A 25,605-nucleotide genomic window follows, 5' to 3' on the forward strand; every position below is an offset into this window, starting at 1 on the left:
CGGCGACGTACCGTACGCCCTGTCCGTTGGATCTCCACCTGACACGCCGTACCCGGCTACCCTTAACAAGTGACCGACGCCAGAGAGACCGCAACCCAAGCAGGCCCGGCGCCGGTCCCGCTGCTGGACCCGCGCGAGGGAATCCCGCCGGTGACCGCCAGCCCGGAGGCTCTCGCAGATGTCGTCGCGGCTTTCGCCGCGGGTTCCGGTCCGGTCGCCGTCGATGCCGAGCGCGCCTCCGGCTACCGCTACGGGCAGCGGGCCTATCTGGTCCAGTTGCGCCGCGCCGGAGCAGGGACCGCGCTGATCGACCCCACGGGATGCCCCGACCTGTCCACCCTGGGCGACGCCCTGACCGGCACCGAGTGGGTGCTGCACGCCGCCACCCAGGATCTGCCGTGCCTGTCCGAGATCGGCATGCACCCCACCTCGCTGTTCGACACCGAACTGGCCGGGCGGCTGGCCGGGTTCGCCCGGGTCGGCCTCGGCGCGATGGTGGAGAACGTGCTGGGCTTCGCGCTGGAGAAGGGCCACTCGGCGGTGGACTGGTCCACCCGCCCGCTGCCCGACCCGTGGCTGCGGTACGCCGCGCTCGACGTCGAGCTGCTGGTGGATCTGCGCGACGCGCTGGAGGAGGAGCTGCGCACCCAGGGGAAGCTGGAGTGGGCGCTCCAGGAATTCGCGGCCATCGCCGCCGCCCCGCCGGCCGCGCCGCGCGTCGACCCCTGGCGCAGGACCTCGGGCATGCACAAGGTGCGGCGGCGTCGGCAGATCGCCGTGGTGCGCGAACTGTGGCTGGCGCGCGACCGTACCGCCCGTGAGCGGGACGTCTCCCCGGGCCGGGTGCTCAGCGACGCCGCGATCGTGACGGCGGCGCTGGAGAGCCCGCCGAACGCGCACGCGCTGGCCGCCCTGCCCGGTTTCGGGCACCGGATGGGCCGCCGCCAGCTCGACCAGTGGCAGTCCGCGATCGACCGGGCGCGCGCGCTGCCCGAGCGGGAGCTGCCGCAGCCCGCCGCCGCGTACACCGGCCCCCCGCCGCCGCGCGCCTGGGCGGACAAGGACCCGGTCGCCGCCGCCCGGCTCTCCGCGGCGCGCGCCGCGGTGAGCGCGCTGGCCGAGGAGCTGAATCTCCCCCAGGAGAATCTGATCACCCCGGACACCGTGCGACGGCTGTGCTGGGCGCCTCCGGCGAACGCGAGCGAGGAGGTCGTGGCCGCCCAGCTCGCGGACATGGGCGCCCGCCCGTGGCAGGTCGAGCTGACCACCCCGCTGCTGACGGTCGCGCTGACCGCCCGCCCGGCGGACCCGCCCCCGGGCGAATAGCCCGCCGGGGCCGGTGGTCCGTCCGCGGGTGGCGGTTCCCCGTCCGTGGTCCTGCGTCGGTGGTCCGCCGCCGGTGGTTCCGTGTCGAACGGCCGACCCGCCCGCGGCGCTCCCTCAGGGTCTCCCGCCACAGGGGTAACCTTCGGTAACATCCGTGCGATGTGAGCTGCGCCGCTTCCGCGAGGGAAGCTGTGCACACGAGTTACCGGCGAGTAGCATGTGAGGCGAGCCGTAGGAAGCGTGCTTCAGCGCCGCGTTCCACATCGTCGAAGAGGGAGACCCACCGTGCCTCGTACCGGAAGGGACGTCGTATTCGTTGACGGCGTCCGCACCCCGTTCGGCAAAGCGGGCCCGAAGGGCATGTATCACGAGACCCGGGCCGACGACCTGGTGATCAAGTGCATCCGGGAGCTGCTGCGGCGCAACCCGGATCTGGACCCGGCGCGGATCGACGAGGTCGCGGTCGCCGCGACCACGCAGATCGGCGACCAGGGCCTCACCCTGGGCCGGACGGCGGGCATCCTCGCCGGGCTGCCGACCACCGTGCCCGGTTTCTCCGTCGACCGGATGTGCGCGGGCGCGATGACCGCCGTGACGACCACGGCCGGCGGCATCGCCTTCGGCGCGTACGACGTCGTGGTGGCCGGCGGCGTCGAGCACATGGGACGGCACCCGATGGGCGAGGGCGTCGACCCCAACCCGCGGTTCGTCTCGGAGAAGCTCGTCGACGAGTCGGCGATGTTCATGGGCATGACCGCGGAGAATCTGCACGACCGCTTCCCCCAGCTCACCAAGGCGCGCGCCGACGAATTCGCCGTCCGCAGCCAGGAGAAGGCCGCGAAGGCGTACGCCAACGGCCGGATCCAGCAGGACCTGGTGCCGATCGCGATCCGCCGCACCACCCCCGAGGCCGGGGAGACCGGCTGGGGCCTGGCGACGGCGGACGAGCCGATGCGGCCGGGCACCACGCTGGAGCAGCTCGCGGGTCTGAAGACCCCCTTCCGCCCGCACGGCCGGGTCACCGCGGGTAACGCGGCCGGTCTCAACGACGGCGCCACCGCCTCGCTGCTCGCCGCGGAGGACGTCGCCAGGGAGCTGGACCTGCCGGTACGGATGCGCCTGGTCTCGTACGCCTTCGCGGGTGTCGAGCCCGAGGTGATGGGCATCGGCCCGATCCCGGCGACCGAGAAGGCGCTGGCCAAGGCCGGTCTGTCGATCGGCGACATCGGCCTGTTCGAGATCAACGAGGCGTTCGCCGTCCAGGTGCTCTCGCTGCTCGACCACTACGGCATCGCCGACGACGACCCGCGGGTCAACCAGTACGGCGGCGCCATCGCCTACGGCCACCCGCTGGCCTCCTCCGGTGTGCGGCTGATGACGCAGCTCGCCCGGCAGTTCGAGGAGCAGCCGCACGTGCGCTACGGCATCACCACCATGTGCGTCGGCTTCGGCATGGGCGGCACGGTCATCTGGGAGAACCCCCACTTCGACGGAGGCACCAAGTGAGCAGCACCACCGAGCTGTTGAAGGGGGCGGCCGAGCGGTTCCCCGGCGAGGTCGTCACCCAGGCCCAGGTGCGGCACCTGGAGCTGCCGGGCGCGGGCCGTTTCGCGCTGATCACGCTGGACAACGGCCTGGACCACACCAAGCCGACCACCTTCGGCCCGCAGTCGCTGGCCCACCTGGACGCGGCGCTCGACCAGGTGGAGAAGGAGGCGGCGGAGGGCGCGATCACCGGCGTCGGCATCACCGGCAAGCCGTTCATCTTCGCGGTCGGCGCCGACCTCAAGGGCGTCGAGGTGCTCAGGACGCGCGACGAGGCGCTGACCATCGGCAGGAGCGGCCACGAGGTCTTCAAGCGGCTCCAGTCGCTGGCCGTGCCGACCTTCGCGTACTACAACGGCGCGGCCATGGGCGGCGGTGTCGAGGTCGGTCTGCACTGCACCTACCGCACGGTGTCGGCCTCGCTGCCCGCCTTCTCGCTCCCCGAGGTCTTCCTCGGCCTGGTGCCCGGCTGGGGCGGCTGCGTACTGCTGCCGAACCTGATCGGCGCGGACCGCGCGGTCACCGTCATCATCGAGAACTCGCTCAACCAGAACCGTCAGCTCAAGGGCGCCCAGGTGTACGAACTGGGCATCGCCGACGCGCTGTTCGAGGCGGCGGACTTCCTGGAGCAGTCGCTGGCCTGGACCGCGGCCGTCCTCAAGGGCGAGCTGGAGGTGGACCGGGCCGAGGTGGACCGCGGCGAGGCGTGGGACCAGGCCGTGGCCCGCGGCCGGGCCGTCGCGGACAGCAAGGTGCACGGGGCGGCCCCTGCCGCGTACCGCGCGCTGGACATCATCGCCGCGGCGAAGAACGGCGATCTGCGGCAGGGCTTCGACGCCGAGGACGCGGCGCTGGCCGACCTCATCATGGGCGGCGAACTGCGCAGCGGCATCTACGCCTTCAACCTGGTGCAGAAGCGCGGCAAGCGCCCGGCGGGCGCGCCCGACAAGTCGCTGGCCCGCCCGGTGTCCAAGGTCGGCGTGGTCGGCGCGGGCCTGATGGCCTCGCAGCTCGCGCTGCTCTTCGCCCGCCGCCTGGAGGTGCCGGTCGTGCTGACCGACATCGACCAGGCGCGGATCGACAAGGGCGTGGGTTACGTCCACGGCGAGATCGACAAGCTGCTCGCCAAGGGCCGCGTCGGCCAGGACAAGGCCAACCGCCTCAAGGCGCTGGTCTCCGGTCACCTGGACAAGGCGACCGCCTTCGGTGACGCGGACTTCGTCATCGAGGCCGTCTTCGAGGAGATGGGCGTCAAGCAGCAGGTCTTCGCGGAGCTGGAGGCGGTGGTGCGCCCGGACGCGATCCTGGCCACCAACACCTCCTCGCTGTCGGTCTCCGAGATGGCCTCGAAGCTGGAGCACCCGGAGCGGGTCGTCGGCTTCCACTTCTTCAACCCGGTCGCGGTGCTGCCGCTGCTGGAGATCGTCCGCGCCGAGCAGACCGACGACGCGTCGCTGGCCACCGCCTTCGGCGTGGCGAAGAAGCTGAAGAAGACCGCAGTGCTGGTCAAGGACGCCCCGGCGTTCGTCGTCAACCGCATCCTGACCCGCTTCATGGGCGAGATCCAGAACGTCATCGACGAGGGCACGCCGGTCGCCGTCGCGGAGAAGGCCGTCGAGCCGCTCGGCCTGCCGATGTCGCCGCTGGTGCTGCTCGAACTGGTCGGCCCGGCCATCGGTCTGCACGTCTCCGAGACGCTGCACGGCGCCTTCCCCGACCGCTTCACCGTCTCGGAGAATCTGGCGGCCGTGGTCAAGGCGGGCAAGCGCGGCTTCTACGTCTACGACTCCGGCGTGCCGGAGCTGGACCCCGAGGTCGCCGCGCTGCTCAAGCAGGGCGACTCGGTGCTCACCGAGGCGCAGGTGCGCGACCGGGTGCTGGACGCCGTCGCGCAGGAGATCGGCCTGATGCTTGACGAGGGCGTGGTGGCCGAGGCGCAGGACATCGACCTGTGCCTGATCACCGGCGCGGGCTGGCCCTTCCACCTGGGCGGCGTCACCCCGTACCTGGACCGCGAGGGCGTGTCCCAGCGGGTGAACGGCAAGCCGTTCCTGGCGCCTGGCGTGGCGAGCGTCCCCGCCTAGGACGGACGCGGCGAAGCGCCGGACGGCCCCGATGTCAGGGGGCCGTCCGGCGCTTCGCCGTTCCGGCTCAGCTCACGCGGGTCCCGGCGCGGCTCACTTCTTCGGCACGGTCGTGCACAGCGCCACCGTCAGGTCCCGTACCAGCGCCTTGCGTTCGTAGTCGTCGAGCTGCACGAGGCCGCGCTCGGTGATGCCGCGGACGGTCTCGGCGACGGTGGCCAGGACGTCGTCGAGTACGGCTCTGCGGTGTTTGGCGTCCAGCGCGGAAATCTGGGCGCGCCGCATGGCCGCGGCGACCTCGGGGGCGTAGTCGAGGCGGACCGGGGTGGCCGAGAAGACCTCGATGCCGACCGGGCGCTGGTCGGCGGCGATCAGCTTGGTGAGGTGGTCGCCGAGCCGTTCGCTGTCGCGCAGGGTGGGCGCGGCGCCCCGGAAGTCGTCGGCCGGGTGCCGGGAGACGGCCAGCGCGACGGCGGCCTCGACCTGCTCGCGCAGGAAGAGGTTGTGGTCGTCGACGGCGAAGGCCGCCTTGGCGGTGTCCCTGACCCGCCACACCAGCAGGACGCTGAGCTGGAGCGGGGTGCCGTTGGCGTCGACCGCGTCGATCGGGCGGCTGCGCCAGTGCCGCAGCGACACGTCGAGCCTGCGGCGGGTGAGCAGCGGGCTGATCCAGAGCAGGCCGGTACGGCGGACCGTGCCGCGGTAGGAGCCGTGCCGGGTGAGCACCCAGACGCTGCCGTTGCGGCCTCTGGTGAGGCCGCCCGCGGCGAAGGCGGCGACCGCGGCGAGCAGCAGGACGCCGCTCCACAGGCCGCTGGCGGAGCCGCCGCCGGGCGGGGGCGGCAGCAGGGGGCGGCCGGCGACGTCGGCGGGCAGGACGCCCGCGCGCCACAGCAGCCAGCAGACGCCGACGGTCGCGGCGAGCACGACGGCGGTCGCGGTCCAGCCGGGCAGGCAGGGCCCCGGCCGTTCGACGAGCTCCGGCGGGGCGGCGGGGGCGGGGTGGACTTCGGTGCCGCCGCTGTGGGCGGCCGGGCGGGTCTGCTCCGGCAGCCCCGTCCCGGCGGCGGTGGAAGATGTCGTCACGTGAACAGTCGTCTCCAGGTCTCGGGGCCGGGGTAGCCGTCCGCGTCGCGCCCGGTCCAGCCCAGGGACCGCTGGAACGCCTCGACATTGCGCCGGTCTGCCTCGCCCCATGTACGGCTGGGGCCCACCGTGTAGTTCTTGCCGAAGCCCTTGGCGACGAGCCGTTTGCCGAGGGCGAGTACCGAGTCGTTGGTCTGGCCGGGCCGGAAGGCGCCCGCGCCGGGGTAGGCCGGGGCCTTGGCGGGGGTGCCGCCGGAGGCCCGCGGGGCGCCGGAGATGTCGCGGCCCTTGTCCTGGACGAGGTACGACCAGGTCGTGGGGCCGGGCAGCCCGTCCGCGTCGCTGCCCGACCAGCCCTGGGCGCGCTGGAAGGCGCTGGTCGCGCCGCGGTCGGACTCGCTCCACTTCGGTCCGGGACCGACCTTGTAGTACGAGCTGGCGCCGCGGCCGACCAGCATGGTGCCGAGCCGGGTGACGTTGGCGTTGTCGGCGCCGGGGCCGAAGGCGGACGTGCCGGGGAAGGCCGTGGAACCCGACGACGACCCACCGGACCCCGATCCCGAACTGCTGCCACCCGCCAGATACTTGTACCGGTAGGGAATGTATTTCCCGGAATTGGACCAGTATGCGTACGGCGTGGTCTGGACCCGGGTGGCCGGGACCGTCTGCTCGTAGCCGGTGTACGCGGTGTGCGCGTCGTCCACCCAGCCGTCGAAGATGACCGTGTGCGACCCGTGTTCGGGGTCGGCGGCGTTGTGGAAGAGCAGGATGTCACCGGGCATCAGCTCGTCCTTGGTGATCCGGACGCCGTAGCCGGCCAGACTGCCGGTCCAGGCGCTGCTGCCCAGACCCCAGGCCATGGAGACGAAGCCGGAGCAGTCCTGCCGGTACCCGTCCTTCCAGTACGCGGTCATGCTGTACGGCACCTTGGCGTCCGCCCAGGTGCGGGCGCGCTGGATGATCTGGTCGCGGGTGAGCCGCAGGGGGGTGGCGGCCGGGACCGTGGCGGGGGCGGCGGCGAGCGCGGCGTGGCCCGTGGTGAAGGCGGTGGCCTCCGACGGCACGGGCACGGCGGCGACCGCTCCGGCGGCGCTGCCCAGCGCGGTGCCCGCGGCGGCGGCCACGACCACCACACGGGTCGTCGCGCCGGTGGCCGGTCCACCGGTGTCGCGCGCCATCGAGTCGGTGAGGCGCCGTCGGGCGCACTCCTCGCAACCGCAGGCGGGCAGCGGTTCGACGTCATCGAACACCGGTATGGACATGCGCACCACTCCTCCGTGATCGGGTGTCACATGCCTTCAGTACCCGATTTCGCCTAAAAGTTGACGAAATCTGACATACCGATGATTCAAAGGCACGAAACACCCGACCGCGGGGAGCGGCGGGACAGCGGAGCTACCGCGGTGCGGAAGACGGAGCGGCCGGAGAAATCCGACAGTCCGTCAGCCCAGCAGCGCGGGCGTGTCCGACGGCGTGGCCTGCACCGCGATCACGCGCTTGGCCTCGGCGAGCACCATCTTGCGCAGCTTCTGCGGGGTCAGCGTGGAGTGCACGTCCTTGACCGGCGTGCCGTTGATCTCCACCACCGGGATCGAGCCGAGGTCGGACTTCGCGAAGTCGTTCTGCGACTGCTGCACCCAGCCGTTGTGGTCGCCCTGCTCCAGGCACGGCTCGAAGGTGCTGAGCTTGATCTTCCCGGCCTTGACGGCCAGTTCCTTCAGGAAGTTCAGGTGGGTCAGCGTGTCGCTCTTCGGGTCCGGCTGGTGCTTCCAGACCTCCTTCATGAACTGCGTGAAGCGGCTCTGGTCCTGCGCGCACGCCGCCGCGTTGGCCGCGGTCTTGGAGCCCTCGCCGCCGTACTGCTGGTCGGAGGCGGTCACCAGGCGGTACTGGAGCTCCGCCTGGCCGGTCGTCAGCAACTGCGTCAGCGTGGCCTGGTACTCGTCGGCGAACGCCTTGGAGTCGGGGCTGCGCAGGTCCACGAAGATCGTGATCGTGACCGGCACGGACGGCCGCACCGGCAGGCCGAGCTTGGGGCCCGTGGGGGCGGCGCTGGGGCTGGGCGACGCGGTGTCCACCGGGCCCGTGGGCACGATGGGCGCGGCGATGACGCCCGAGGGCTCGCGCACCTTGTCGTCCTTGGTGCTGCGTACGTGCTGGCCGATCAGCGCGGACCCGCCGAAGACCACCACGATCGCGGTCGTGCCGACCGCGTAGGGCCGTACCCGGTCCAGGAGGGACTTGCGCTTGGGCTTGCTCCCCCCGTCCTTCGCACGGTCCTGGTTCCCGGGTCCCTTGGACTCCGTCATGACAACGCCACCTCGATATTGCCGCACCAGCTCTCGCGCCTTTTTACCATCGCCCCCATGCGCCACGTCCAGCCGGTCCCCCATGGGCGCCGCCGCGCCCGGCCGGTCCTGCGGCCTCGCGCGCCCAGACGACCGCGCCGTCGACCCTCGCCACCCGCCGGTAGCCGGAACCCAGCAGGTCACGCAGGGTCGGCGTGCGCGAGATCGCGTACGGGTCGCCGCGGGAGTCGTCGACCACCAGCGCGGGCGGGTGCGCGGAGAATTCCGCGCCGAAGGCACGCCAGGCGCCGGGGACCGCGTACCGCTCCCCCACCCGGACCCCGCCGCGCCCGCCGCTGAAGTTGGTGAGGAAGCCCGCGGTCAGATAGCGGCTGGCGGGCCGCCGGTCGGCGAACCAGTACGTCTCGGGGTGTATGCCCCACACCAGGACGCGGTCGTCGGGCGCGGTGTGCGCGCGGACCGCGGCGGCGACGGCGACCGCGTGGTCCAGCTCGCGGCTCGGCGCGGCCAGGTCCCAGACCAGGAATCCGGCGCAGGCCAGGACCGTCCAGCAGGTGACGGCGGCGCGCAGCCGGGGCAGCGCGCGGACGGCGGCCACGCCGATCAGCACCAGCGGGGGCACCATCTGGAGGAAGTAGTGGCCGTAGAACTGGAAGCCGGAGACCACGGCGACCCCGGAGGCGGCCAGCCACACCCACAGGTCGGCGGGGACCGGGCGGCGGCGCAGCGCCCAGGCGGCGCCCGCGGCCAGCAGCATTCCGGCGGCGGCCACCGCCAGGACGCTGGCGCCGCCCGCCGCCCGGCTCAGCCCGGTCAGCCAGGCGCCGCGCGGCGAGACGTACTCGGCGGAGCCGGTGACCGTCCAGAACAGGAAGCGGCCGGGTCCGGTCAGCAGGGCCACCGCGCCGACCGGCAGCGCGAAGCCGAGGCAGAGCCGCAGCGCGCCCGCGAGCGCCGGGGCGCGTCCGGCCCGCGCCGCCCGCCACAGCGTCCAGGCCACCGGGAGCAGTATCACCGCGCCGGTCTGCTTGGTCAGGGCCGCGCCCGCCACGGCCACGCCCGCCAGTCCCCAGCGGGAGCGGTCGGCGCACCAGACGGCGGCGGCGGTCCACGGGAGTATGAAGACCTCGAAGGTGGCCGCCAGGGTGTCCTCGGGCGCGAGGCCGACCGACAGCAGCAGGTATCCCGCGCCCGCCGCCGCCCCCGACCGGTCGCCCCAGCGGCGGCGGGCGACCGCGGCCAGCAGCAGCGCGGTCGCCAGGTGCGCCAGCAGCGCGGCCGTGCGCGGCGGCCACAGCGAGCCGTCGCCGAAGACCGCGAAGAGCCCCTGGTACAGCCACGGCAGCAGCGGCGGCTTGCGGTCGACCACCGTGTCGTACAGCACCCCGCCGTGCGCCAGCAGCCGCGCCTGGACGGCCAGATAGCCCTCGTCGGGATTCCACACCGGGCGGGCGAAGGACGGCAGGCGCAGCAGGACGGTGAGCGCCGCGAGCAGGGCGGCCAGCCGCGACCAGTAGCGCCGGTCGCGGCGGCCGGGGGCACCCGCGGGTACGGCCACCGGTACGGCCGGCCGCGCCGGCAGTACCGCGCTCGTCGGCTGCACTTAGCGCCCGCGGCCCAGCCTGCTGTGGGAGCGGCCGTAGCCGAAGTAGATGACGAAGCCGATCACCATCCATACGGCGAACCGGAGCCAGGTCTCCACGCTGAGGTTGAGCATCAGCCACAGGGACGCGCACACCGAGGCCACCGGCAGGACGGGCACCCAGGGGGCGCGGAAGGCGCGCGGCAGGTCGGGGCGCGTGTGGCGGAGCACGACGACGCCGATGGCGACGACGACGAACGCGAAGAGCGTCCCGACGTTGACCATCTCCTCCAGTTCGCCGACGGTGAAGAATCCGGCGATCAGCGCGACGATCACGCCGAGCAGCACCGTGGTGCGGTAGGGGGTGCCGAACTTCGGGTGCACCTGGGAGAAGGCGCGCGGCAGCAGCCCGTCGCGGCTCATCGCGAAGAACACCCGGGTCTGGCCCATCAGCAGGATCATCACCACGGAGGTCAGGCCGACGGCCGCGCCGAAGCTGATCAGGCCGGACCAGAAGGGCGCGCCGACGGACTTGAAGGCGGACGCCAGCGGCGCGGTGGTGTCCAGCTCCGAGTACTTCTGCATGCCAGTGACGACGAGCGAGACCGCCACGTACAGCACGGTGCAGATCACCAGCGACCCGAGGATGCCGCGCGGCATGTCCCGCTGCGGCTTCTTGGTCTCCTCGGCGGCGGTGGCGACGATGTCGAAGCCGATGAAGGCGAAGAAGACCACGGCGGCGGCGGAGAAGATGCCCATCACGCCGAACGAGGACGGGGTGAAGCCGAAGATCATCTGCACCAGCGGCGCGTGCAGGTCGGAGCCGCTGCCGGTGTTGGCCTTCGACGCCGGGAGGAACGGGTGGTAGTTGCTGCCGGTGACGAAGAAGAGCCCGGCGAAGATCACCAGCAGCACCACGGTCACCTTGACGGCGACGATCAGCGTGGTGACCCGCGCGGACAGCTTCATTCCGGCCATCACGATGCCGGTGAGCACCAGCACCAGCACCGCGGCCAGCAGGTCGAAGCCGAAGCCGCCGCCGTCGTGGGTGAGGACCTTGGGGATGTCGATGCCGAAGTGCGACAGCAGATTGGCCATGTAGCCTGACCAGCCGCCCGCCACCACGCCCGCGCCCAGCGCCAGTTCGAGGATCAGGTCCCAGCCGATGATCCAGGCGGGCAGTTCGCCGATGGAGGCGTAGCTGAAGGTGTACGCCGATCCGGCCACCGGCACGGTCGAGGCGAACTCGGCGTAGCAGAGCCCGGCCAGCCCGCAGACGATCGCGGAGACGATGAAGGCGAGCGCGACGGCGGGCCCCGCGTAGTCCTTGGCGACCGAGCCGGTGACCACGAAGATGCCGGTGCCGACGATGACGCCGACCCCGTAGACGATCAGGTCGAGCGCGGACAGCTCCTTGCGCAGGCCGTGTTCCGGCTCCTCGGTGTCCGCGATCGACTGTTCGATGCTCTTGGTGCGGAACACCCCCCGGGGTCGGGGGGCCGTGTCGTCACGCGTGTCGGTGTCCACCGTCACACCTCCAGATCGTCCGGCGGCCGGTCGGTTCGGCCGGTCGATTCCGTCGGTCGGCAGCCGCTACTGCGTTACTGCACTCCGGAGGTCCGTCTCACCCGAATAGGCGCGCCTACGCGTACGCCGATGGAAGAGGGGGTCCACCCGTATGGGTGGACCCCCGCGTCGTACGGGTGCGCCGCCGTGTCCCCGGCGAGGGGCGGGCGGGCGGTGGGATCAGTCGCGGGCGATCTCGCGCGCGTGGTCCGCGTCGTCCGCGAAGCGGCCGTCGATGGTGGCGACCAGGCCGGTCACCTGGCGGGCGATGTCGGGCGCGGTGAGCCCGATGTCGGCCATCACGTCCTTGCGCGATCCGTGGTCGAGGAAGCGCTGCGGGATGCCGAAGTCGCGCAGCGGCACGTCCACCTCCGCGTCGCGCAGCGCCTGCGCGACGGCGGAACCGACGCCGCCCACCCGCCCGTTGTCCTCGACGGTGACCACGACGCGGTGCTTGGCGGCAAGGCCGGGCAGCGCCTCGTCCACCGGCTTGACCCAGCGCGGGTCGACCACGGTGGTGGTGATGCCCTGCGCGTCCAGCAGCCCGGCGATCTCCAGGCACATCGGCGCGAGGGCGCCGACCGAGACCAGCAGGACGTCGGGGCGCTCGCCCTCGGACGGCTCGCGCAGCACGTCCATGCCGCCGATCCGGCCGACGGCGGCGACGGCCGGGCCGACCGCGCCCTTGGAGTAGCGCACCACGGTCGGCGCGTCGTCCACCGCGACGGCCTCGCGGAGCTGGGCGCGTACCTGGTCGGCGTCGCGCGGGGCGGCGATCCGCAGTCCCGGCACGACCTGGAGGATGGACATGTCCCACATGCCGTTGTGCGAGGCGCCGTCGCTGCCGGTGACGCCCGCCCGGTCCAGGACGAAGGTGACACCGCACTTGTGCAGGGCCACGTCCATCAGGACCTGGTCGAAGGCGCGGTTGAGGAAGGTCGCGTAGACCGCGAAGACCGGGTGCAGGCCGCCGGTGGCCAGACCCGCGGCCGAGGTCGCGCCGTGCTGTTCCGCGATGCCGACGTCGTAGACGCGGTCGGGGAACGCCTTGGCGAACTTCTCCAGGCCGACCGGCTGGAGCATCGCGGCGGTGATGGCGACGATGTCGTCGCGCTCCTTGCCGAGCGCGACCATCTCGTCACCGAAGACGGACGTCCAGTCGGCGCCCGCGGCGGCGACCGGCAGACCGGTGTCGGGGTGGATCGGGCCGATGCCGTGGAAGCGGTCTGCCTCGTCCTGCTCGGCGGGCTTGTAGCCGCGGCCCTTCTCGGTGATGCAGTGCACGATGACCGGGCCGCCGAACCGCTTGGCGCGCAGCAGCGCGGACTCCAGCGCCTCCACGTCGTGGCCGTCGATCGGGCCGACGTACTTCAGGCCGAGGTCCTCGAACATGCCCTGCGGGGCGATGAAGTCCTTCAGGCCCTTCTTCGCGCCGTGCAGCGTCTCGTAGAGCGGCTGGCCGATCAGCGGGGTGCGCTCCAGGAGGTCCTTGGTACGGGACAGGAAGCGCTCGTAGCCGTCGGTGGTGCGCAGGGTCGCCAGGTGGTCCGCGAGGCCGCCGATGGTGGGCGCGTAGGACCGCTCGTTGTCGTTGACGACGATGATCAGCGGGCGGTCCTGGGCGGCGGCGATGTTGTTCAGCGCCTCCCAGGCCATGCCGCCGGTGAGCGCGCCGTCGCCGATCACGGCGACCACGTGGTCGGTGCGGCCCAGCACCTCGTTGGCCTTGGCGAGACCGTCGGCCCAGCCGAGGACGGTGGAGGCGTGGCTGTTCTCGATCACGTCGTGCTCGGACTCGGCGCGCGACGGGTAGCCGGACAGGCCGCCCTTGCTCTTGAGCTTCGCGAAGTCCTTGCGTCCGGTGAGCAGTTTGTGCACGTACGCCTGGTGGCCGGTGTCGAAGAGGATCCGGTCGACGGGCGAGTGGAAGGTGCGGTGCAGGGCGATGGTCAGCTCGACCACACCGAGGTTGGGGCCGAGGTGCCCGCCGGTCTTGGACACCGCGTCGACGAGGAAGGCACGGATCTCGCCCGCCAGCTCCACGAGCTGCTGCTGGCTGAGCCGGTCGAGGTCGCGCGGTCCGTTGATACGGGTCAGCACTGCCACCCGTTCCTCCCTCTGCTGCCTGTCGGTACCTGTCGGCACCTGTCGAAGGTCTGTCCCACGGTTTTGCCGACGTGGACGCCGACACGGCCGGATCGCTTCGATACGGCCGATCCGACGAGTCTAATCTTCCGGTTCCAAGGCTGTCGGCCGCCCTGTGCGATGTATGTCACGGCACGGCAACGGCGAACCGCCGGGCGGACCTGGATTTCCAGGTCCGCCCGGCGGTTCGAGGTGCTGCCGCGGTGCGCGTGTCCGCCCGCGTTGTTACGAGCCGTTACGCGCGCCGCCGTCGTACGCGGTGCCGCTACGCGCGGCCGGAGGTCTTCTGCGTACGGCGCGAGACCGAGTCGATGACCACGGCGGCGAGCAGAACGGCGCCGGTGATCATGTACTGGATCGAGGTGTTCATGTTGAGCAGGTCGAGTCCGGTCTGGATGGACTGGATGACCAGCATGCCGAGCAGCGCCGACCAGACGTTGCCGCGACCGCCGAAGAGACTGGTGCCGCCGATGACCGCGGCGGCGATCGCCAGCATCAGCAGGTTGCCGGTACCGGCGGCGAGCGTCGCGGTGTAGGTCTGGGCGGCCAGGAAGAGACCGCCGATGGCGGCGAAGCCGCCGGAGATCGCGAAGACCGCGATCCGGATCAGCGCCACGTTGATACCGGCGCGGCGGGCGGCCTCGATGCTGCCGCCGACCGCGAAGACCTTGCGGCCGAAGGGCGTGCGGCGAAGGACGAAGTCGCAGATCACCAGGGCGACCAGGAAGATCACCAGGGCGTTCGGCACACCGGCGGACTTGTTGAGCACGTACGCGGCCACGTAGGCCACGACGGCCAGGGCGACGGTGCGCAGCGCGATCTCGCTGGTGGGGCGGAACGGGACGCCCGCCTTGCGGCGGCGGGTCTGCTCGATCAGCGAACCGGCGAGCAGCGCGACGACACCGACGGTCGCCAGGATGTAGGCGCCGGCGATGTCCTGGTCCATGAAGAAGGAGCGCTGGCCCAGGATGTGCATCGGGCCCTTGTCCTGGATGGACAGCGAGCCGGTGGAGCCGAGCAGCCACAGCATCAGGCCGTTCCAGCCGAGGTTGCCCGCGAGGGTGACCACGAAGGCGGGGACGCCGATCTTGGCGAAGAAGAAGCCGTGGATCGCGCCGATGCCGATGCCGGTGAGGACCGTGAGGATCATCGCCAGCCACATGTTCATGCCGTGTGTGGTGGAGAAGATCGCGAAGATCGCGGCCGACAGACCGCTGACGGAGGCGACCGACAGGTCGATCTCACCGAGCAGCAGCACGAAGACCAGGCCGACCGCGATCATGCCGGTGGCGGCCAGGAAGTAGCTGATGTTGACCATGTTGGTCGAGCTGAGGAACAGGCTGTCCTTCAGCTGGAACACGGTCCAGATGATGATCAGGCCGACGATGACGGGCAGCGAGCCCAGTTCACCGCCCTTGAGCTTGCGCTTGAACTCGGTGATGTAGCCCTTGAAGCCCTCTTGGCGGACCAGCAGCCGGGGGTCGATGACCTCGACCGCGGCCGGGGCCATTTCGTCGACCGGAGCGGCCGGCGGCTCCTCGTCGGCCTTCGACAGGGTGGTCTTGTCGCTCACTTCGCCGCCTCCACATTGCGCGACTGACGGCGGGTCACGGCGTTGTCCGTGGCTCCGGTGATGGCCGCGATGATCTGCTCGTTCGTGGTGCCCTTGACCGGGAAGGACCCGTTGTTCCTGCCCAGGCGCAGCACGTGGACGGTGTCCGCGACCGCCGTCACGTCAGCCATGTTGTGGCTGATCAGAATCACGCCGAGGCCGCGCTCGCGCAGCCGCTCGACCAGGTCGAGGACCTGGGCGGTCTGCTCGACGCCGAGGGCGGCGGTGGGCTCGTCGAGGATGACGACCTTCGGCTCGCCGATCAGGGCGCGGGCGATGGCCACGACCTGCCGCTGACCGCCGGAGAGGCTGGCGATCGGGATCCGCACGCTGGGGATCCGGATGGACAGCGTGTTGAGCAGCTCGCGCGCACGCCTTTCCATCGTGACCTCGTCGAGCACTCCGACCCGGAGGATCTCCCGTCCGAGATAGAGGTTGCCGACCACGTCGAGGTTGTCGCAGAGCGCGAGGTCCTGGTACGTGGTGGCGATGCCGAGGCTCTGGGCGTCCTGCGGCCGGTTGATGCTGACCGCCTTGCCCTCCCATTCGATGACGCCTTCGTCGATGGGGTGCACACCGGCGATCGTCTTGACCAGTGTGGACTTACCGGCTCCGTTGTCGCCCACCAGGGCGACAACCTCTCCGGCGTGGACCTCCAACTCGACATCGGTGAGGGCCTGAACCGCACCGAATCGCTTGGAGACTCCGCGCAACGCCAGCACGGGCGTAGCGGACACGTGAACCATCTCCTTCGCCGCCTGACCGGCGGGGATGCCGCGTACTGGGGGGACAGCCGCGGGGGACGTGCAATAAAGCACTGGGATGACATCAGTCAACGGGGAACGGGCTCATACCCCTTCCCCGAACGCTCTACCCCGGAAGCGTTTCCGTCCGGTGCCCCGCCCCGGCAGCGGGGTGGAATGGTGGGGGCGGGGCACCGGACAGGTCTTTCGGGGGCGGGCCGAGGCCCTGGGTACTACTGGATGCCCGCGTCCTTGCACGCCTGGGCGAACTCGGCGGTGCAGATCTGGGCCACGGTGTACAGCTTGTCCTTGATGACCGTGTCCTTGATGTTCTCCTTGGTCACCGCGACGGCGCCGATGAGGTGGGCGGGGACCGTCTGGCCCGAGCCGCTCTTGGCGGTGGTGTCGGCGACGTCCTTGAAGTCCTTGCCCTCGAGCAGCGCGACCGCGATCTGGGCGGTGGCGTCGGCCTCCGGCTGGTACGCCTTGTAGATCGTCGCGGCCTGGGTGCCCGCGAGGATCCGCTGGATGCCGGGCAGTTCGGCGTCCTGGCCGGTCAGCGGCGGGTTGATGCCGGCGCCCTTGAGGGCGGTGGCGATACCGCCGGCCATGCCGTCGTTGGCCGAGTAGACGCCCTTGATGTTGGCCTTGCCGAGCTGGGTGATCGCCGCGGTGACCTTCTGGTTGGCGACGGTGTCCTTCCACAGACCCGACTGCTCGTAGGCGATGTTCACCTTGCCGTCGAGGATCTTGTGGGCGCCGGCCTTGAAGGAGGCGGCGTTCGGGTCGGCCGGGTCGCCGTCGATCATGACGATCTTCGAGGTCGGCTTGGCGTCGGCGCCCATGGCGTTGAGCAGCGCCTGGCCCTGGAGCTCGCCGATCTTCTCGTTGTCGTAGGAGACGTAGGCCGAGACCGGGCCCTGCGCGAGGCGGTCGTACGCGACGACCTTGATGCCCTTGTCGACCGCGGCCTGGACCGAGGACTGGATGCCGACCGAGTCCTGCGCGTCCAGGATGAGAACCTTGACGCCCTTGGCGATCATGCTGCTGACCTGCTGCGCCTGCTTGGCGGGGTCACCGGCGGCGTTGGCGTAGTCGACCTTGCAGTCGGAGCACAGCTCCTTGACCTTCGCCTCGATCAGGGGCCGGTCGAACTTCTCGTACCGGGTGGTCGCGTTCTCCGGGAGCAGCAGGCCGATGGTCTTGTCCTTGCTGCTGTCGGACGACTTGTCGCCCGCCTTGCCACAAGCGGCCATCGTGAGCGCGATCGAAACAGCGACCGTCCCGACGGCGATTCGACGCGTCATTGCGTTCATGTGAGGTTGCCTCCCTGACAGGGCCGCAACACCGCGGCCGAGGTGCTCGTGAGTCAACTCCGGCTGACGCCATGCCGTCAAGAAGTAAACACTTAACGAGATGGCAACGACCCGTTTCGTTAGCTGTGTGAACGCTCAGTTATGCCGAAAAGGCGGGTGTATCAACCGGAGTATTACCATCCAACAGTGTAGAATCACCCATCTCACTCAGCACCAGGGCAAGTGCCCCCAAAACCTCCGCACGGGCACCCAGCGACCCGGGCACCACGGACAGCCGTTGGGCGGCACTGGGGATCGCGTACCGCGACACGGACTCCCTTATCGGGCCGAGCACCAGCTCCCCCGCCTCGGCCAAGTCCCCGCCCAGCACGACCCTGCTGGGGTTCAAGAGGTTGCACAGACTGGCCACGCCCATGCCTATGTGGCGGCCCACGTCCCCGATCACGCGACGGCAGCCGGGGTCGCCCTCGCGTGCGAGCTGCACCATCTTCGGGACCGTTAGGCCATCTCCGTGGCTGCCGCGCAGGAGTTCGAGCACATAGCGCGCGGCGGTGAAGGTCTCCAGGCAGCCGCGGTTGCCGCACCGGCACACCGGACCCGACTCGTCGAGGGTGATGTGGCCGATTTCACCCGCCGTGCCCCCCGGTCCGCGGTAGATCCTGCCGTCGATCACCAGGCCCGCGCCGACGCCGCTGGCGACCTTGATGTACGCCAGGTCCTTCACGCCCCGGCCGCCGCCCCAGACCAACTCGCCCAGTGCGCCCAGATTCGCGTCGTTGTCCACCTGGACCGGCACACCGAGCCGGTCGGTCAGCTCCTGGCGGGGGTTGATACCGCTCCAGCCGGGCAGGATCGCGGTCGAACCGAGCGTCCCGGACTCCACGTCGATCGGCCCCGGCACGCCCAGACCCACCCCGAGCACCTTGTCGGGGTTGATCCCGGTGGACTCCACCAGCCGCGCGACGAGTTGCTCGGCGCGGTCGAAGCCCTGGGAGGCGGAGGCGTCCACGTCGATCGGCTCGGACTGCTCGGCCAGCACCTGATGGGCCAGATTGCCGACCGCGACCCGGAGATGCGAATGGCCGAAATCGACTCCTACGACGATGCCGGCGTCACCGGACAGCGCCACGCTGCGGGCCCGCCGACCACCCGAGGAGGTCGACGTCACCTGCACCGTGCCGTTGTCCCGCAGTTCGCGGACGATGTTGGAGACCGTCGCGGCCGACAGGCCGGTGCTGCGCGCGATCTCCGCCTGGGTGAGTGACCCGGCCAGCCGTACGGCACGCACGACGCGTTCCAGGTTGGCCCGGTGCAGCGACGACTGCGATCCCGGAGTCTCGACCACGACATCCACTCCTGCCCGGCAGCCGGAGCGTCCCGGCTGCCCGCACGGACGGGGACCCGGACCGATGTCGTACCTGCCACATCGGTGAGACCCCGTCGTCTACAACATGTGAACTCTAAGTTGAGTGTTTGGGGTGATGTCCCGTCAAGGGGGAGAGCCACACCGTTATGCGAATCGGTCGCGAACGCCGAGGAGCGGCTCCGCGCCCTCGCGGAGCCGCTCCTCGCGGCGTACGGCCTGCTCAACGGCGCTCGGGGGCGCCGCCGTGGGCTACTTCAGGGTGCCCGCGGTGAGTCCGGCCTGGACCTGGCGCTGGAAGGACAGGTACACCACCAGCACCGGCAGCATCGCGATCACCATGCCGGCGAACAGCGCCGGGTAGTCGCCCGAGTACCCCTGCGACAGCGCGAGGTTCACCAGGCCCTGGGCCAGCATGGAGTGGTCCTTGTCGGTGCTGGTCTGCGGCTGCATCAGCGTGACCGGCAGGATGTACTGATTCCACTGCCCGAGCACGTTGAAGATGCCGACGCTCAGCAGACCGGGCTTGGCCATCGGCACCATCACCTGGAAGAACGTCCGGGTGTGCGAGGCGCCGTCGAGCACCGCCGCCTCATGGATGGCCGTTGGCAGCGTCTTGAAGAACGAGTGCATGAAGAAGGTCGTGAACGGCAGCGAGTAGGCGACGTACACCAGGATCAGACCCTGGTACGTGTTCAGCATGCCGAGGTTCTTCACCATGAAGAACAGCGGGACCAGCGCGAGGAAGTACGGGAACATCGCGCCGCCGACGAACAGGAAGTAGATGAACCTGTTGCCGGGGAACTCGTACCGGGCCAGCACGTAGGCGACCATCGAGCCGAAGAGCATGGTCAGCGGCACCGAGAACACCATCACGATCACGGTGTTCAGGAAGAAGTCGCCGATGCCCTTGTCCCAGGCGCGGCTGAACGCGCCGAAGGTGAAGTGCGAGGGCCAGGACCACGCGCTGGAGCCGATCTCGCTGTTGTTCTTGAACGAGCTGAGGATGATCCATGCCAGTGGCAGGATGATCATGATCGCCCAGACCGCAAGGAAGCCGTGCGAGAAGACGTTGAGCACCCGGCCGCCGGCTCCGTCGTAGCCGGCCTCCTCCGCTCCCTTGCCCTTGCGCTTCTTGCCGGGCCCGCCCTGAGCGGGTACCTGGCCCAGCAGTCCGCCGGACTGCGCCTCGGTGATGGGTGAGGTCATGGTGCTTCCCCGCTCAGAACTCGATGCGGTCACGGCGGGAGACCCGCAGCGTGACAGCGGAAACGATCAAGGTCACCAGCATGATGATCACGCCCTGTGCGCAGGCGTAACCGCTCTTGCCGAAGGACAGGAAGTTGCGCATCAGGTAGGTCGCCATGACCTCGCTGTGGTGGTCGGGACCACCGCCGTAGCCGGTTCCGGGGGTCAGTCCGGAGACCAGGGCGAAGAAGTCCATCGCGAAGATCGAGATGTACACCCACGAGGTCTGCACGCTGTCCCACAGCAGCGGGAGGGTGACCTTGAAGAAGGTCTGCGAGCGGCCCGCGCCGTCGAGCAGCGCGGCCTCGTAGATGTCCTTGGGGATGGACTGCATCGCCGCGGAGAACAGCACGAGGTAGAAGCCGACGCCCGCCCAGACCTGGATCGCCAGCAGGCACCAGAGCACGAGGTTGGGGTCGTTCAGCCACTCGATGGGGTTGTTGGCGTCCTCCAGGTGCAGCTTCACCAGGACGCCGTTGAGCAGACCGGCCGAGTCACTGCGGTAGACCGCGCCGAACAGCACGATCAGGATCGCGACCGACAGGACCTGCGGGAAGAAGTAGACGACCTTGTAGATCCCGGCGCCGCGGACGCCCTGGACACCGCCCGCCGTGCTGCGACCGCCCACGTTCACCATGAAGGCGAAGAACAGCGCCAGCAGGATGGTGATCACCGGCAGGAAGATCAGCAGCAGGATGTTGTGCCACAACGCGGTTCTGAAGACGGAGTCGTGGAACAGGGTCGTGTAGTTGTCCAGGCCCACGAAGTTGAAGGTCTGGGACTCGCCCTTCCAGTCCGTGAGCGAGTAGCCGATCGTCTGAAGATACGGCCAGATCACGAACGTCACATACAGGACGATCGGGACGATGAGGAAGCCCACAATGAAGGGGTATTTGCGATGCTGCATGGATCCTGCTCCTGATCGAGGGGCTATGCCGGTGCGGGGGCCGGACGGATTCCGGCCCCCGCACCGCACGACGTCGCTGGGTCAGGCCTTCTTGGCCTTGGCCGCGAGCGCCTTGGCCTTCGAGATCCACTGGGCGGGGGTGAGGCGCTTGGCCATCAGCTCACCGCTCAGGTTCTGCAGGGCGACATCGAACTCGCTGTTGGTGTTCGGGTAGTTGTAGTTGAACGTGTTCGCACCGGCAGCGCTCAGCGCGGTCACGGTCGACGCGGTACCCGGACGGAGCTGGACGTCGGAGCCGACGCCGTCCTTGAGGACGGTGAGGGAGTTGGCGGCGGCGGCGAACTTGCCGGAGCCCTCCTTCGTCAGCATCATGCGCAGGAACTCCAGGCCGCCGGCCTTGTTCTTGGCCTTCTCCGGGACGATGAACGGCTCGCCCGCGCCCGCCCGGATCGCCTCGAAGGGCAGCTTGTCGCCCGTGAGCGACGGCATCGGCATGAACTTCATGTCGAAGTCGCTCGGGGTGGCCTTCATCTGCTCGTTCTCCAGCCAGGAGCCGCACGGGATGAAGGCGGCCTTGTACTGGTTCCACGCGGTCTGCGACTCGATGTGGGTCAGACCGTTGGTGCCGGGCAGCAGGTAGTTCTTGTCCACGATCTCGTAGACCGCCTCGATGCCCGCCTTGACGGCCGGGTCGTCCCAGGCCGTCGGGTCCATCGTGTCGATGCGCTTCTGGAGCTCCAGGCCGCCGTTCTTGGCGATGAGGTCCATGATCGCGACGTTGATGTAGTACGGGTACTTGCCCTGGTGACAGAAGGGCGCGATCTTCTCCTTCTTGATCTCCGCGGAAAGGGAGATGAAGTCGGCCCACGTCTTGGGCTCGGTCCAGCCCTTGTCCTTGAACAGCTTGCCGGAGTACCACAGGCCGAACACGGTGTAGATGTAGCTCAGCGAGTACATCTTGCCGTCGAGCGTGCCGGTCTCGATCGTGCCGGGCTGGAGCACGTCGCGGATCTTCTTGCTCGGGTCGTCGATGTAGGGCGCGTCGAGCAGCGGGGTGAGGTCCGCGAGCTGACCGCTCTTCTGCAGGACGTCCAGCTTGATCTGCTGGGCGCCCGAGTCGTCGATGACGTCCGGCGGGCTGCCGGCGTTGAAGCGCGGCTGGAGCTTGCCGGCGATGTCCTGCGTGGGCAGGACGCTGGACTTGGAGCCCGGGTGCTTGGACTCGTACAGCTTGCCGAGCGCGGTGGCGTAGTCGTGGCCGTAACCACCGTCGAAGATGACGATGTCGAGGGCCGTGGAGTCGTTCACGCCGAAGGGGTTGTCCTTCGAGGCCGCAGTCGCGCTCTTGGTGGGCTTGTCGCTACTGCTGTCACCGCCGCTGGACGCGCAGGCGCTCAGCAGACCGGCCGACGGAATGGCTACGAGGCCAAGCGCCGCGGAACGCTTGACCAGATCCCGGCGGTTCATTTCGGATCCCATGCTCAAGTCCTCGCTCTCATCAGGACTCATGCGGTGCAGCGGAATCCGCCGACGACCGCGAACAGTTGAAGCTTGAGTGATGCCGTGCATCCATCGAGGAGGGGTACGTCACCGTAGGCCGCCGGGTGTTTCTGCCCGACGTTCCCCCCCGCCCCGCCCCGCTGTGAGCGGGTTCCTTGGACGCCGACAGGTATAGTCCACTTGCAGTCGGCAGGGCAAGATCGAATGATGGTTTGGGCGGCAAGCTTTCCCGAGTTGAGACCTCCGCGAAACGTGGGATGTCTCACCGATCCCGAGCGCGCCGGATCTTGTATTCACTAGTCAACACGACTGTCACGGAAGTGCGTTCAAGTAGTGAAGACCGAACCGGGCCGAGCCGGTCTGCATGTACGGACATAAGCGGACGGGCCGCACTCCCCTGAGAGGAGCGCGGCCCGCCTGCGGTTTCTTCTGCGTATCCGCCGTAGCGGAACGTCACTTGATCGTTACTTGCGGATCAGCGACCGCAACACGTACTGCATGATGCCGCCGTTGCGGTAGTAGTCGGCCTCTCCGGGGGTGTCGATCCGGACAACAGCGTCGAACTCCACGCCGGTGTCGGTGGTGACCTTCACCGTGCGCGGGGTCGTGCCGTCGTTCAGCTCGGTCACGCCGGAGATGGCGAACGTCTCCTCGCCCGTGAGCCCCAGGGAGGCCGCGGAGGCGCCCTCGGGGTACTGGAGCGGCAGCACGCCCATGCCGATCAGGTTGGAGCGGTGGATGCGCTCGTAGGACTCCGCGACGACCGCCTTGACGCCGAGCAGCGCGGTGCCCTTGGCCGCCCAGTCGCGAGACGAGCCGGAGCCGTACTCCTTGCCCGCCAGGACGACCAGCGGCACGCCCTGCTCGATGTAGTTGCGCGAGGCGTCGTAGATGAAGGCGACCGGGCCGTCCGCCTGGGTGAAGTCGCGGGTGTAGCCGCCCTCGGTGCCCGGCGCGATCTGGTTGCGCAGCCGGATGTTGGCGAAGGTGCCGCGGATCATGACCTCGTGGTTGCCGCGGCGCGAGCCGTAGCTGTTGAAGTCGCGGCGGTCGACGCCGTGTCCGGTGAGGTACTTGCCCGCCGGGGTGTCGGCCTTGATCGCGCCGGCCGGCGAGATGTGGTCGGTAGTGACCGAGTCGCCGAGCTTGGCCAGGACGCGGGCGCCCTCGATGTCGGTGACCGGGGTGGTCTCCATCGTCATGCCCTCGAAGTACGGGGGCTTGCGGACGTAGGTGGACTGCGGGTCCCACTCGAAGGTGTCGCCGGTCGGGATCGACAGCGCCTGCCACTGCGCGTCGCCCGCGAAGACGTCGCGGTAGGACTCGTTGAACATGTCCTGGCCGATCGCGGACGCGACCACGTCGTTGACCTCGGCCTCGGTCGGCCAGATGTCCTGGAGGCGGACCGGCTTGCCGTCGGTGTCGGTGCCGAGGACGTCCTCGGTGATGTTCACCTTCATCGAACCCGCGATGGCGTACGCGACGACCAGCGGCGGCGACGCCAGGTAGTTCATCTTGACGTCCGGGTTGATCCGGCCCTCGAAGTTGCGGTTGCCCGAGAGCACCGCGGCGACCGCGAGGTCCGCCTCGTTGACCGCCTTGGAGACCTCCTCGGGCAGCGGGCCCGAGTTGCCGATGCAGGTGGTGCAGCCGTAACCGACCAGGTTGAAGCCGAGCTTGTCCAGGTACGGGGTCAGGCCCGCCTTGTCGAAGTAGTCCGTGACGACCTTGGAGCCGGGCGCCAGCGTCGTCTTCACCCACGGCTTGCGGGTCAGACCGCGCTCGACCGCCTTCTTGGCGACCAGGGCGGCGGCGACCATCACGTACGGGTTCGAGGTGTTGGTGCACGAGGTGATCGCGGCGACGGTGACGGCGCCGTGGTCGATCTCGTACGTGCTGCCGTCGGGGGCGGTGACCACGGTCGGCTTGGTCGGCACGCCGTTGTGGGTGGCCGGGGAGTCGGAGGCCGGGAAGGACTCCTTGCCCGCCTCCTCGTCGTCGGTCACGTAGTTGCGCACGTCGTGGGCGAACTGCTGGGAGGCGTTCGCCAGGACGATACGGTCCTGCGGGCGCTTGGGCCCGGCGATCGACGGGACGACGGTGGCGAGGTCCAGCTCCAGCTTCTCGGAGAAGTCCGGCTCGGCGGCCGGGTCCAGCCACAGGCCCTGCTCCTTGGCGTACGCCTCGACCAGCGCGACCTGCTGCGCGTCCCGGCCGGTCAGCCGCAGGTACTTCAGCGTCTCCTCGTCGATCGGGAAGATCGCCGCGGTGGAGCCGAACTCCGGCGACATGTTGCCGATGGTGGCGCGGTTGGCCAGCGACGTGGCGCCGACGCCCTCGCCGTAGAACTCCACGAACTTGCCGACCACGCCGTGCTTGCGCAGCATCTCGGTGATGGTCAGCACCAGGTCGGTGGCGGTGGTGCCGGTGGGCAGCTCGCCGGTCAGCTTGAAGCCGACGACCCGCGGGATCAGCATGGACACCGGCTGGCCGAGCATCGCGGCCTCGGCCTCGATGCCGCCGACGCCCCAGCCGAGCACGCCGAGGCCGTTGACCATGGTGGTGTGCGAGTCGGTGCCGACCAGGGTGTCCGGGTACGCCTGGCCGCCGCGGACCATGACGGTACGGGCCAGGTGCTCGATGTTCACCTGGTGAACGATGCCGGTGCCGGGCGGGACGACCTTGAACTCGTCGAACGCGGTCTGGCCCCAGCGCAGGAACTGGTAGCGCTCCTTGTTGCGGCCGTACTCCAGCTCCACGTTCTGCGCGAAGGAGTCGGCGGTGCCGAAGCGGTCGGCGATCACCGAGTGGTCGATGACCAGCTCGGCCGGGGCGAGGGGGTTGATCCGGGCGGCGTCGCCGCCGAGCTCCTTGACGGCCTCGCGCATGGTGGCCAGGTCCACGACGCAGGGCACACCCGTGAAGTCCTGCATGATCACGCGGGCCGGCGTGAACTGGATCTCCTGGCTCGGCTGGGCCTGGGAGTCCCAGCCGCCCAGCGCCCGGATGTGGTCGGCGGTGATGTTCGCGCCGTCCTCGGTACGCAGCAGGTTCTCCAGCAGCACCTTCAGGCTGTACGGCAGCCGGGCCGCGCCCGCCACCTTGTCCAGCCGGAAGATCTCGTACGACTCGTCGCCCACGCGCAGCGTGCTGCGGGCGTCGAAGCTGTTCGCCGACACGACAGTCTCCTTCATGCGTCGTCTTGCGTCATTGCGCGCGTACCACCGCGGTCCCCCGGCCCGGCCGCATGTCGGTGACATGCCCGCCGGCCGG

Annotated in this window: 17 protein-coding genes; 3 read left to right on the forward strand and 14 right to left on the reverse strand. The window is 69.9% G+C overall.

Going from position 1 to position 25,605, the window contains the following annotated elements; genetic code table 11:
• Positions 1–69: 69 nt before the first annotated feature.
• From ACIOC1_RS30185 to ACIOC1_RS30195, 3 genes are all read left to right on the forward strand, one after another.
• On the forward strand, positions 70–1,326 hold the full coding sequence (locus ACIOC1_RS30185; RefSeq protein ID WP_355338660.1) for a ribonuclease D: 1,257 nt from the start codon (positions 70–72) through the stop codon (positions 1,324–1,326).
• Positions 1,327–1,611: 285 nt separating this feature from the next.
• The gene (locus tag ACIOC1_RS30190) at positions 1,612–2,832 is read left to right on the forward strand and encodes an acetyl-CoA C-acyltransferase (protein WP_355338657.1); all 1,221 of its coding nucleotides are present in this window, start codon (positions 1,612–1,614) and stop codon (positions 2,830–2,832) included.
• Complete coding sequence (locus tag ACIOC1_RS30195) at positions 2,829–4,955, forward strand: 3-hydroxyacyl-CoA dehydrogenase NAD-binding domain-containing protein (protein WP_401857085.1); 2,127 nt, start codon at positions 2,829–2,831, stop codon at positions 4,953–4,955. The genes ACIOC1_RS30190 and ACIOC1_RS30195 overlap by 4 nt, the downstream gene beginning before the upstream one ends.
• Positions 4,956–5,048: 93 nt before the next feature.
• Here ACIOC1_RS30195 and ACIOC1_RS30200 read toward each other — a convergent pair whose 3' ends face one another.
• From ACIOC1_RS30200 to acnA, 14 genes are all read right to left on the reverse strand, one after another.
• Entirely contained in the window at positions 5,049–6,041 is a 993-nt protein-coding gene (locus tag ACIOC1_RS30200) for an SPFH domain-containing protein (protein ID WP_391048764.1), read from the reverse strand.
• On the reverse strand, positions 6,038–7,303 hold the full coding sequence (locus tag ACIOC1_RS30205) for a peptidoglycan-binding protein (RefSeq protein ID WP_401312151.1): 1,266 nt from the start codon (positions 7,301–7,303) through the stop codon (positions 6,038–6,040). Before ACIOC1_RS30205 ends, ACIOC1_RS30200 begins: the two co-directional genes overlap by 4 nt.
• Before the next feature lie 180 nt (positions 7,304–7,483).
• Positions 7,484–8,350 carry a thioredoxin domain-containing protein gene (locus ACIOC1_RS30210; protein ID WP_355338645.1) on the reverse strand — a complete coding sequence of 289 codons (867 nt, stop codon included), beginning with the start codon at positions 8,348–8,350 and terminating at the stop codon, positions 7,484–7,486.
• Positions 8,351–8,393: 43 nt separating this feature from the next.
• On the reverse strand, positions 8,394–9,953 hold the full coding sequence (locus ACIOC1_RS30215; protein ID WP_401857088.1) for a glycosyltransferase: 1,560 nt from the start codon (positions 9,951–9,953) through the stop codon (positions 8,394–8,396).
• Complete coding sequence (locus ACIOC1_RS30220; RefSeq protein WP_401857090.1) at positions 9,954–11,459, reverse strand: amino acid permease; 1,506 nt, start codon at positions 11,457–11,459, stop codon at positions 9,954–9,956.
• A gap of 219 nt (positions 11,460–11,678) precedes the next feature.
• On the reverse strand, positions 11,679–13,604 hold the full coding sequence (gene dxs / locus ACIOC1_RS30225; RefSeq protein ID WP_355338639.1) for a 1-deoxy-D-xylulose-5-phosphate synthase: 1,926 nt from the start codon (positions 13,602–13,604) through the stop codon (positions 11,679–11,681).
• 304 nt (positions 13,605–13,908) lie between these two features.
• A complete protein-coding gene (locus ACIOC1_RS30230) occupies positions 13,909–15,216 on the reverse strand; it encodes an ABC transporter permease subunit (protein ID WP_355338636.1) in 1,308 nt (435 codons plus the stop codon).
• Positions 15,213–16,001 (reverse strand): ATP-binding cassette domain-containing protein, encoded by a 789-nt coding sequence (locus ACIOC1_RS30235; protein WP_188282659.1) that lies wholly within the window; start codon positions 15,999–16,001, stop codon positions 15,213–15,215. The genes ACIOC1_RS30230 and ACIOC1_RS30235 overlap by 4 nt, the downstream gene beginning before the upstream one ends.
• A 230-nt stretch (positions 16,002–16,231) precedes the next feature.
• Complete coding sequence (locus ACIOC1_RS30240) at positions 16,232–17,314, reverse strand: substrate-binding domain-containing protein (protein WP_355338632.1); 1,083 nt, start codon at positions 17,312–17,314, stop codon at positions 16,232–16,234.
• 139 nt (positions 17,315–17,453) lie between these two features.
• A complete protein-coding gene (locus ACIOC1_RS30245; protein ID WP_355338629.1) occupies positions 17,454–18,668 on the reverse strand; it encodes an ROK family transcriptional regulator in 1,215 nt (404 codons plus the stop codon).
• A 261-nt stretch (positions 18,669–18,929) separates the two neighbouring features.
• The gene (locus ACIOC1_RS30250) at positions 18,930–19,886 is read right to left on the reverse strand and encodes a carbohydrate ABC transporter permease (protein ID WP_355338626.1); all 957 of its coding nucleotides are present in this window, start codon (positions 19,884–19,886) and stop codon (positions 18,930–18,932) included.
• Positions 19,887–19,899: 13 nt separating this feature from the next.
• Positions 19,900–20,832 carry a sugar ABC transporter permease gene (locus tag ACIOC1_RS30255; protein WP_355338623.1) on the reverse strand — a complete coding sequence of 311 codons (933 nt, stop codon included), beginning with the start codon at positions 20,830–20,832 and terminating at the stop codon, positions 19,900–19,902.
• A gap of 81 nt (positions 20,833–20,913) precedes the next feature.
• Positions 20,914–22,311, reverse strand: a complete 1,398-nt coding sequence (ngcE, locus tag ACIOC1_RS30260) for an N-acetylglucosamine/diacetylchitobiose ABC transporter substrate-binding protein (protein ID WP_355338620.1) — start codon at positions 22,309–22,311, stop codon at positions 20,914–20,916.
• A gap of 485 nt (positions 22,312–22,796) precedes the next feature.
• Entirely contained in the window at positions 22,797–25,511 is a 2,715-nt protein-coding gene (gene acnA, locus ACIOC1_RS30265) for an aconitate hydratase AcnA (protein ID WP_391048782.1), read from the reverse strand.
• Positions 25,512–25,605 lie beyond the last annotated feature (94 nt).

This window comes from Streptomyces sp. NPDC088197 (assembly GCF_044741185.1).
Classification (GTDB): domain Bacteria; phylum Actinomycetota; class Actinomycetes; order Streptomycetales; family Streptomycetaceae; genus Actinacidiphila.